The following is an 8,086-nucleotide window of genomic DNA, read 5'->3' as shown; positions in this document are numbered from 1 at the left end:
TTAAGACACTCTAAGAATAAAAAATAAAAAAACTCCTACCCAATTTATGCCCCGTCCTTGGGGCGGAAATTGGCTCATCACGTCCTGTGATGAATTACGGAGTTTTTTTATTTTTTCTTCTAAGAGTCTCTAAAATTCATTCTAATTATTTTAAAACTCTCTGTATGCCTACTGCTCTTATAATTTTTATATAGATTATTTATAGTTATTTTATATGTGCAAATTATATCAAGCTTTTTTTTATTCAATAAACTAGATTAATAAAATATAAATATAGTAGAATAAAAAGGTTAATAATATATTAAAGTGTAAAATTATAATATAAGGAAGGTAAAAAATGAAGAAAGGCTATATTTATGCAATAATATCTGCTATTTTATTTGGTAGTGCGGGAATATTTGTTAAGCTTGCATATAAGTCTGGATTAGATTCTATATCATTGCTTATAATGCAATATGCAGTAGCAGTTACTATTATGTTTTTAATTATATTAATACAAAATAAAGAAATGTTAAAAGTAACTAAAAAACAAATTTTTTCATTAGTTGTGTTAGGGTTAGTTGGAAATACTTTTATGACTATTTCTTATTATACTGCTTTTGAATATTTACCCGTAGCAGTAGTAACTATGCTTTTATATACATATCCTATAATGGTATTTATATATACTGTTTTGTTTAAAAAAGGGAAAGTAAATAAAAAAAGAGTAGTGGCTTTAATATTAGCTTTTATTGGAGCTATACTAACATTAAATGTTTTATCTGAAAGTATAAGATATCCTATTAAAGGTATAATTATAGGCTTACTATGTGCAGTATTTTATGCATTTATGAATGTTTATGCAGAAGAAAAGTTAATTAATATTAATCCATTAACCGTAAATGCTTATTCCACTTTATTTTCTTTAATAACTTTAATTATTTATAAATCTCCATTATTTATATTTAAAACCCATTTATCATTAGAAAGTTTATTTTATATATTTATATTAGCAATATTTTGTGAAATAATTCCCTTAACACTTTTATATGCTGCTATAAATAAAATAGGAGCTTTAAAAGTATCTATAATAGGAAATTTAGAAATACCTACTGCTATGATTACTTCTATTATATTTTTAAAAGAATCAGTAACTATAATGCAAATAATAGGAGCATTTTTAGTGATAGGGGGAGTATATCTAATAAAAAAATAATAAAAAAATAATAAAACAAATAAAAATAATTCATATAATTAGCACATAGAAAATAATTAAAAATAATCTGTACAAAAATAATAAGCCCAGCAGGCATACAGAGAGTTTGGAAATAAGTCATTTCATTAAGAGACTCTAAGAATAAAAAATAAAAAAACTCCTACCCAATTTATGCCCCGTCCTTGGGGCGGAAATTGGCTCATCACGTCCTGTGATGAATTACGGAGTTTTTTTATTTTTTCTTCTTAGAGTCTCTAAAATTCATTCTAATTATTTCCAAACTCTCTGTATGCCTGCTGGGCTTATTATTTTTGTACAGATTATTTTTAATTATTTTCTATGTGCTAATTATATGAATTATTTTTTATTTGTTTTATTATTTTTTTATTAGATATACTCTATAATTAATTTTGATAGAAAGATAGAGCAAAATTTTTGTAATTTCCTAGTATATTGTTTACTGGAGATATTGCTACGAAAGCATGGGGCTCTATTTCACTTACTAATTTTCTTAATAGTCCTAATTGATTTTTTTGTATTACTACATATATAAACTTCTTATTAGTGCTGGAGTAACCACCCATTGCATCTAGTATAGTTGCCCCTCTTAATAATTTACTTTTAATAGCATTCATTATTAACTCAGAGTTTTCGCATATTATTATACATTGCATAGAGGAGGCAAATCCTCTTTGAAAAGCATCCATAGTTTTTGATCTTATAAAACTCATTATTAATGTGTACATTATTGCTTTGGGACCAAATACAAAAGCTACAAGAGTGTATACTAAAATATCTTGTGCTAAAAGTATTTTTGGAAGCTCTAATGATTTAAAAGAGTGATTTATAATTTTACCGGATATATCAAGTCCTCCAGTAGAGCCGCCAGATACAAAAAGAAGTGACATGGCAATACCAGAAGTTACACCACAAAATATAGCTGAAAGTAAAGTGTCACCTAAAGGTTGAATTTTTACAAATTCATGAGAGTAATCTATTATTATTGAAGAAATTATAACTACTAATCCACTTCTAAAAGCAAATTTTCTACCTATTAATTTATAACCAAATATAAACAAAGGAATATTTAAAACAATTGTTAAAAAACCAATTTTAAAACCAAATAATTTATTTAAACACAACGCTATACCAGTAATTCCACCAGTGCCTATCTCAGCTGGTATTAAAAATACACAAGTGTAAACAGAAAATAAAATACTTCCTAATAGCAACAAAGCATAATCTTTTAAAGTTTTATTCATTAAATATAGCCTCCTATGGATTTATTGAAGGAAAAATTTCATTTTAATAAATCTTAGCATAAAAAAATTCTTAATACAAATCTAAAAATCGCAGCAAATAGTGATATATAAGATATATAAGCTGAAGGATTCGTTTTCATATAAAATTGCTAATAAATTGAATAGAATATGGCTTTTTTAGGATAATTACATTTTCTTAAAATATAATTAGGTTGTTGAATAAAAAAATGCTTGATATAATTTGCACATATAAAATAATTAAAAATAATCTGTACAAAAATAATAAGCTCAGCAGGCATATAGAGAGTTTGGAAATAATTAGAATGAATTTTAGACAATCTTAGAAGAAAAAATAAAAAAACTCCGTAATTCATCACAGGACGTGATGAGCCAATTTCCGCCCCAAGGACGGGGCATAAATTGGGTAGGAGTTTTTTTATTTTTTATTCTTAGAGTGTCTTAATGAAATGACTTATTTCCAAACTCTCTATATGCCTGCTGAGCTTATTATTTTTGTACAGATTATTTTTAATTATTTTATATGTGCAAATTATATCAAGCATTTTTTTATTCAACAACCGAGTAATATAATACATTTTATTTTAATATACTATAAAGGGTTTAGTATTTTTTGGAGGTAAAACTTTGTATCCTTTAAAATTAGAAAATATATATTTTGAGAAAATATGGGGAGGAAAAAATTTTAATTCTTTTAGAAATAATGTTCCTAAAGGTAAAATAGGTGAAAGTTGGGATGTATGTTTTCATAAAAATGTAATAAGCAATGTTAAAAATGGAGTATTTAAAGGTGTAAGCTTAGAAAAACTTATAAGCAAGTATGGAAGTAAACTATTAGGTACAGATATTCCTCTAAATTATTTTCCTATTTTAATAAAAATAATAAATGCAGAAGATAATCTTTCAGTTCAAGTGCATCCTAATAGTGAGTATGCTAGAGATGTTGAAAATGATATAGGTAAAAATGAAATTTGGTATGTATTGGATTGTAAAAAAGATTCAGAAATAATTTTAGGAACTAAAAATTGTACAAAAAAAGATTTTGAAAAAGCTTTATATGATGGAAATATAGATAAATATTTAAATAATATAAATGTAAATAAAGGAGAAGTTTTTTTTGTTAAAGAAGGGTTAGTGCATGCTATAGGAAAAGATGTAATGATTTTAGAAATACAGCAAAATAGTGATATTACATATAGGATATATGATTATAATAGAAATAGAGAACTTCAAATAGAAAAGGCACTTCAAGTTATTGATTTAAAAAATCAGTGTAAAAAAAGTTTGGGATTAAAGTTTCAAGAAAAAAATTATAGCAAAACTTATTATTGCATATCTAAAAATATTGCTGTAGAGTTGTACCACATATATAAAAATTTTCAGGATGTTAGCAATAGTGAAAGATTTTATATATATACTTGTGTTCAAGGAAAAGGATATATTTTATATAGTAATGGAAAAGAATATATAGGATTTGGAGAAAGCATATTTATTCCTGCATCTTTAGGAATGTATGAATTTGTAGGAAATATGAAACTTATAAAAAGTTATGTACCTAATATTGATGATGTAAATAATGAAATATTAAGATTAGTTAATTACTAGTCTAATTATACTTAAATGTTTATTTAGTATAATTAGATTTCTAAGCACAATTTGAAAATTTATCTACAAATTGTGCTTAGAAATTTAAATAAATTTATTTTAATTTTTGTATACTAGAGTAACTTCTCTTAGTACTTTTTTTCCATCTAAAGAAAGTCTTATATTTGTATTTTCTTTTTTTAGTGTTACTGAAAAATATAAATTAGTTTTTTGCCAAGGATTATTGTCAATACTTATATAATAATTGGACACCATGCCACTGTCTTTAAAAGCTCCTCCATTTAAAGTAATAGTATCTTCTTGTTTTTCGCTTTTTTTCTTAAGAAAAATTAATGTAGGTATATCATCTGGTTTAGCATTTTTATAATCTGTTTCAGGAGATATTGTAAATAAATCTGGTTTATTTACAAATATAGTTGATGGTACTACATAATCTTTTAAAGCTATTTCAGGAATTTCTTTTTCATTAATGTAAGTTATATAAGAATTACTTTTTGTAGCAGCGTATATGTTATTGTCTATTTCTATGGTATAAGAATAAATGTATTTTTTTATTTTATCTGAATACTTTTTATTTTCTTTAAAAGCATTTACTTTTACATTTTCTATACCTTTATTTAGTACTTCCATAGCACTTAAGGGTTCACCATTAAGCTCCATATAACATCCATTGGCTACATCCATAAGTATCCATTTATTGTATTTATTACTCCATACTTCACATACTTTAAAATAATAATCATCTAAATTATTTTGTATGTCTTTTACTTTGAATTCTCCTCTTCTTACATATAAATTTAAAGAAGAAGCAGCTTGGCTATAAACTATGGATAAGTCTTTATCAGATAAATAATCTCCTTTTTTTGTTTTTTCTAATATGCTTAAAGTATCATAATAATCAGTAACAATATTCTTTTTAAATTTATAATTATTATGAATCCAATACATAAGTTTTAAAGCTTTATCAAAATCGTCTTTATATCCACTTACTTCTTTACTTAGTTTATATTTATTATTTATTTCTTTTATGCTTATATTTTCAGGATCTTCATAATGAAATTGTATGTTATTTCCTGAATATATGTTATTCCATTTAATTACGAAAATACCTTTAGTGTTCTTAGAAGATTTGCAGGCACTAAAACCAAGTATTGTTATAAAAAAGCATATAATAAAAATTAAGTACTTTTTGTTTTTCATATATTCTATTCTAAAGCGTATTAGAATAGTTCCCCCCTCTCTATAATTTGCAAAATATATTATTCTAATACTTTTATCGTATAAATAAGTAATTTCCTTATAGAGTAAAGAAAAAGCAAATTTATATTTTAACCTATTTTTTAATCTTATATATATACATTAGGTTGAATTATTAAAATAAAATATATATAATCAAAGTTGTGTATTGTACATATATGCATAATTTATGAAAATAAAATTAGAAAGAGTGGTGTATATAAAAATGGATTTTATATTAATTTTAAAATCTATTATTGTAGGTATAGTGGAAGGTATAACGGAATTTTTACCAGTGTCTTCTACAGGACATATGATTATTATAGGAAAACTAATAGGATTTAACGGAGTTTATGATAAATCTTATACGGATATGTTTGAAGTGGTAATACAATTAGGAGCTATATTAGCTATTGTTGTGTTGTATAAAGAAAAAATAATAAGTACACTAAAGAACTTTTTTCCTAGTAATAGAGTGCCAGCTAGAAGATCTGGATTAAGGTTTTGGATTATGATAGCTATAGCTTGTTTTCCAGCAGCAGCTATAGGACTTCCACTACATGATAAAATACAGGAAAAATTGTTTTTCCCTATACCAGTTGCATTAGCTTTATTAGTAGGTGGTGTATGGATGATTTATGCGGAAAATAAATATAGAAATAATTATAAAGGTATTACTATAGATGATGTAAATGCAAAACAAGCTTTAATAATAGGAGTATTTCAATGTTTATCCCTTTGGCCAGGTATGTCTCGTTCTGCTTCTACAATTATTGGAGCTTGGATAAGCGGTCTTTCTACTGTAGCTGCAGCAGAATTTTCATTTTTTTTAGCTATTCCCGTAATGGTAGGTGCATCAGCAGTATCTATTTATAAGCACAATATATTTGCACTTTGCAGTACATCACAATTAGTAGCTTTAGCAGTAGGCTTTATTATATCGTTTATAGTGGCACTAATAGTAGTAGATAAGTTTATAAAGTTTTTAAAGAAAAAACCTATGAGGGTATTTGCAGTTTATAGAATATTTTTGGCTGTAATTGTTTTAATATTAGGCGTTTTAAAATTTATATAAGGCATATTATCAAATATATAAACAAGCCTTCCATAAAAGGAGGCCATAGTAAAAACTTTGTACTTAAAGTGAATTTTGATCTTTAACTCTAAATAGATTGTTGAATAAAAACTTCTTGATATAATTTGCATATAGAAAATAATTAAAAATAAGCTATACAAAAATAATAAGCTCAGCAGACATACAGAGAGTTTGGAAATAAGTCATTTCATTAAGATACTCTAAGAATAAAAAATAAAAAAACTCTTACCCAATTTATGCACCGTCCTTGGTGCGGAAATTGGCTCATCACATCCTGTGATGAATTACGGAGTTTTTTTATTTTTTATTCTAAGAGTGTCTAAAATTCATTCTAATTATTTCCAAACTCTCTGTATGTCTGCTGAGCTTATTATTTTTGTATAGCTTATTTTTAATTATTTTCTATATGTAAATTATATTAAGAAGTTTTTATTCAACAATCTATTTTTAAAAATCATTATGATTTAAATAGTGAAAAATTTTTTTGAAATTGGAGATACTAAATTTTAAGGAGGTGAAGATTTATGAGTTTAGTAAAGTCTGTGGACTCTATAATAAAATTAAAGGATTTAATTAATGAAGGTAAATGGGTGAGAAATGATATAGGAATGTTTAGAATACAATATGGGAAACTATTAAATGTAAAAGAAAAATTAAAGCTTATTATAGTTTCAAATTCTCTAGAGGAACCTATATATACAAGTGTAGAAAAGATATTAATATCAGGTAACGATGAAGCTATACTATTTTATGATGGACAATATCCAATAAGATTACACAGAAATGATTATAAAGAATATGATAAATACATTGATAAATCAGAATGGGAGCTCTTATTTGGAGAAGATGCTGGAACTAGATTAGAAAGAAAAGATTTAGTTAATAAGAAAGAAGGCTTTTATGTTCAACCACATATTAATTTAGAAAACTGTATGATGTCAGATTATGATGAAGAAGAAACTGAAAGAGTTAATAGGTATTTCAATTTGTAGTATGATTAAAATGAAAAAGAGCCTTAGGAAATTTCCTAAGGCTCTTGGTGCTGAAGACCGGAATCGAACCGGTACGAGCTTTTAAGGCTCGCAGGATTTTAAGTCCTGTGCGTCTGCCTGTTCCGCCACTCCAGCATAGGTTATTTAACAGATTTAATTATATTATGTTGATAATCATATGTCAATGATTTTTTATAATTATTTTTATAAATTTATAAAAATGTTCACTATGAGGTTTTAGAAGTGATGAATGTAAATTAACTTATCCTAGTGTATCTATATGTAAAAAACATAGAAAAATCAAGAAATTATGAGTAATATTAATATAAATATATTTATATATGTTTTTTTATTAGGAAAATAAATGTGTATGTGATAGAATACTACATGTCGTCAGGCAATAAGGCGACAAAATAAATACTGAGTAATTAATCAGTATCTTAATTCATAAAAAATGTTGACAAACGTAAAAATTTGTGGTAACATTTAATAGCTGTCAGGGACAGCAAAAATTGGTCTTTGAAAATTAAACAGATAAATGAAACCAGCACAGAAATAAATGAGCAAGATAAACTTTTAAATTAAGAGTTTGATCCTGGCTCAGGACGAACGCTGGCGGCGTGCCTAACACATGCAAGTCGAGCGATGAAACTTCCTTCGGGAAGTGGATTAGCGGCGGACG

At 25.7% G+C, this 8,086-nt stretch carries 6 protein-coding genes, 1 tRNA gene and 1 rRNA gene; 5 read left to right on the top strand and 3 right to left on the bottom strand.

Annotated features, from left to right (window positions below; genetic code table 11):
* Positions 1-337: 337 nt before the first annotated feature.
* The gene (locus CLOACE_RS11230) at positions 338-1,195 is read left to right on the top strand and encodes a DMT family transporter (RefSeq protein WP_070111340.1); all 858 of its coding nucleotides are present in this window, start codon (positions 338-340) and stop codon (positions 1,193-1,195) included.
* A 404-nt stretch (positions 1,196-1,599) separates the two neighbouring features.
* On the opposite strand, the gene CLOACE_RS11225 is transcribed toward CLOACE_RS11230, so the two are convergent.
* A complete protein-coding gene (locus tag CLOACE_RS11225) occupies positions 1,600-2,457 on the bottom strand; it encodes a YitT family protein (RefSeq protein ID WP_070111339.1) in 858 nt (285 codons plus the stop codon).
* Positions 2,458-3,102: 645 nt separating this feature from the next.
* Here CLOACE_RS11225 and CLOACE_RS11220 point away from each other — a divergent pair.
* Positions 3,103-4,080, top strand: a complete 978-nt coding sequence (locus tag CLOACE_RS11220) for a type I phosphomannose isomerase catalytic subunit (protein ID WP_070111338.1) — start codon at positions 3,103-3,105, stop codon at positions 4,078-4,080.
* Between the two features lie 99 nt (positions 4,081-4,179).
* Here CLOACE_RS11220 and CLOACE_RS11215 read toward each other — a convergent pair whose 3' ends face one another.
* On the bottom strand, positions 4,180-5,280 hold the full coding sequence (locus CLOACE_RS11215) for a transglutaminase-like domain-containing protein (protein WP_070111337.1): 1,101 nt from the start codon (positions 5,278-5,280) through the stop codon (positions 4,180-4,182).
* Positions 5,281-5,536: 256 nt separating this feature from the next.
* On the opposite strand from CLOACE_RS11215, the gene CLOACE_RS11210 reads away from it, so the two are divergent.
* Positions 5,537-6,391 carry an undecaprenyl-diphosphate phosphatase gene (locus CLOACE_RS11210; RefSeq protein ID WP_175429464.1) on the top strand — a complete coding sequence of 285 codons (855 nt, stop codon included), beginning with the start codon at positions 5,537-5,539 and terminating at the stop codon, positions 6,389-6,391.
* Between the two features lie 545 nt (positions 6,392-6,936).
* Positions 6,937-7,404 carry a hypothetical protein gene (locus CLOACE_RS11205; protein ID WP_070111335.1) on the top strand — a complete coding sequence of 156 codons (468 nt, stop codon included), beginning with the start codon at positions 6,937-6,939 and terminating at the stop codon, positions 7,402-7,404.
* 45 nt (positions 7,405-7,449) lie between these two features.
* On the opposite strand, the gene CLOACE_RS11200 is transcribed toward CLOACE_RS11205, so the two are convergent.
* Positions 7,450-7,539: transfer RNA gene (locus CLOACE_RS11200), tRNA-Leu, on the bottom strand.
* Positions 7,540-7,981: 442 nt separating this feature from the next.
* Here CLOACE_RS11200 and CLOACE_RS11195 point away from each other — a divergent pair.
* Positions 7,982-8,086 (top strand): 16S ribosomal RNA (locus CLOACE_RS11195); the annotation flags it as partial.

Origin of the sequence: Clostridium acetireducens DSM 10703, from assembly GCF_001758365.1 — a bacterium.
Taxonomy (GTDB): domain Bacteria; phylum Bacillota; class Clostridia; order Clostridiales; family Clostridiaceae; genus Clostridium_C; species Clostridium_C acetireducens.
The sequence above is the reverse complement of the archived record's forward strand: the minus strand, read 5'-3'. Positions and strand labels throughout refer to the sequence as shown.

Coding starts and splice junctions, on each gene's coding strand:
- CLOACE_RS11205 (WP_070111335.1), top strand. CDS start 6,937: ATGAGTTTAGTAAAGTCTGTGGACTCTATAATAAAATTAAAGGATTTA.
- CLOACE_RS11230 (WP_070111340.1), top strand. CDS start 338: ATGAAGAAAGGCTATATTTATGCAATAATATCTGCTATTTTATTTGGT.
- CLOACE_RS11215 (WP_070111337.1), bottom strand. CDS start 5,280: ATGAAAAACAAAAAGTACTTAATTTTTATTATATGCTTTTTTATAACA.
- CLOACE_RS11225 (WP_070111339.1), bottom strand. CDS start 2,457: ATGAATAAAACTTTAAAAGATTATGCTTTGTTGCTATTAGGAAGTATT.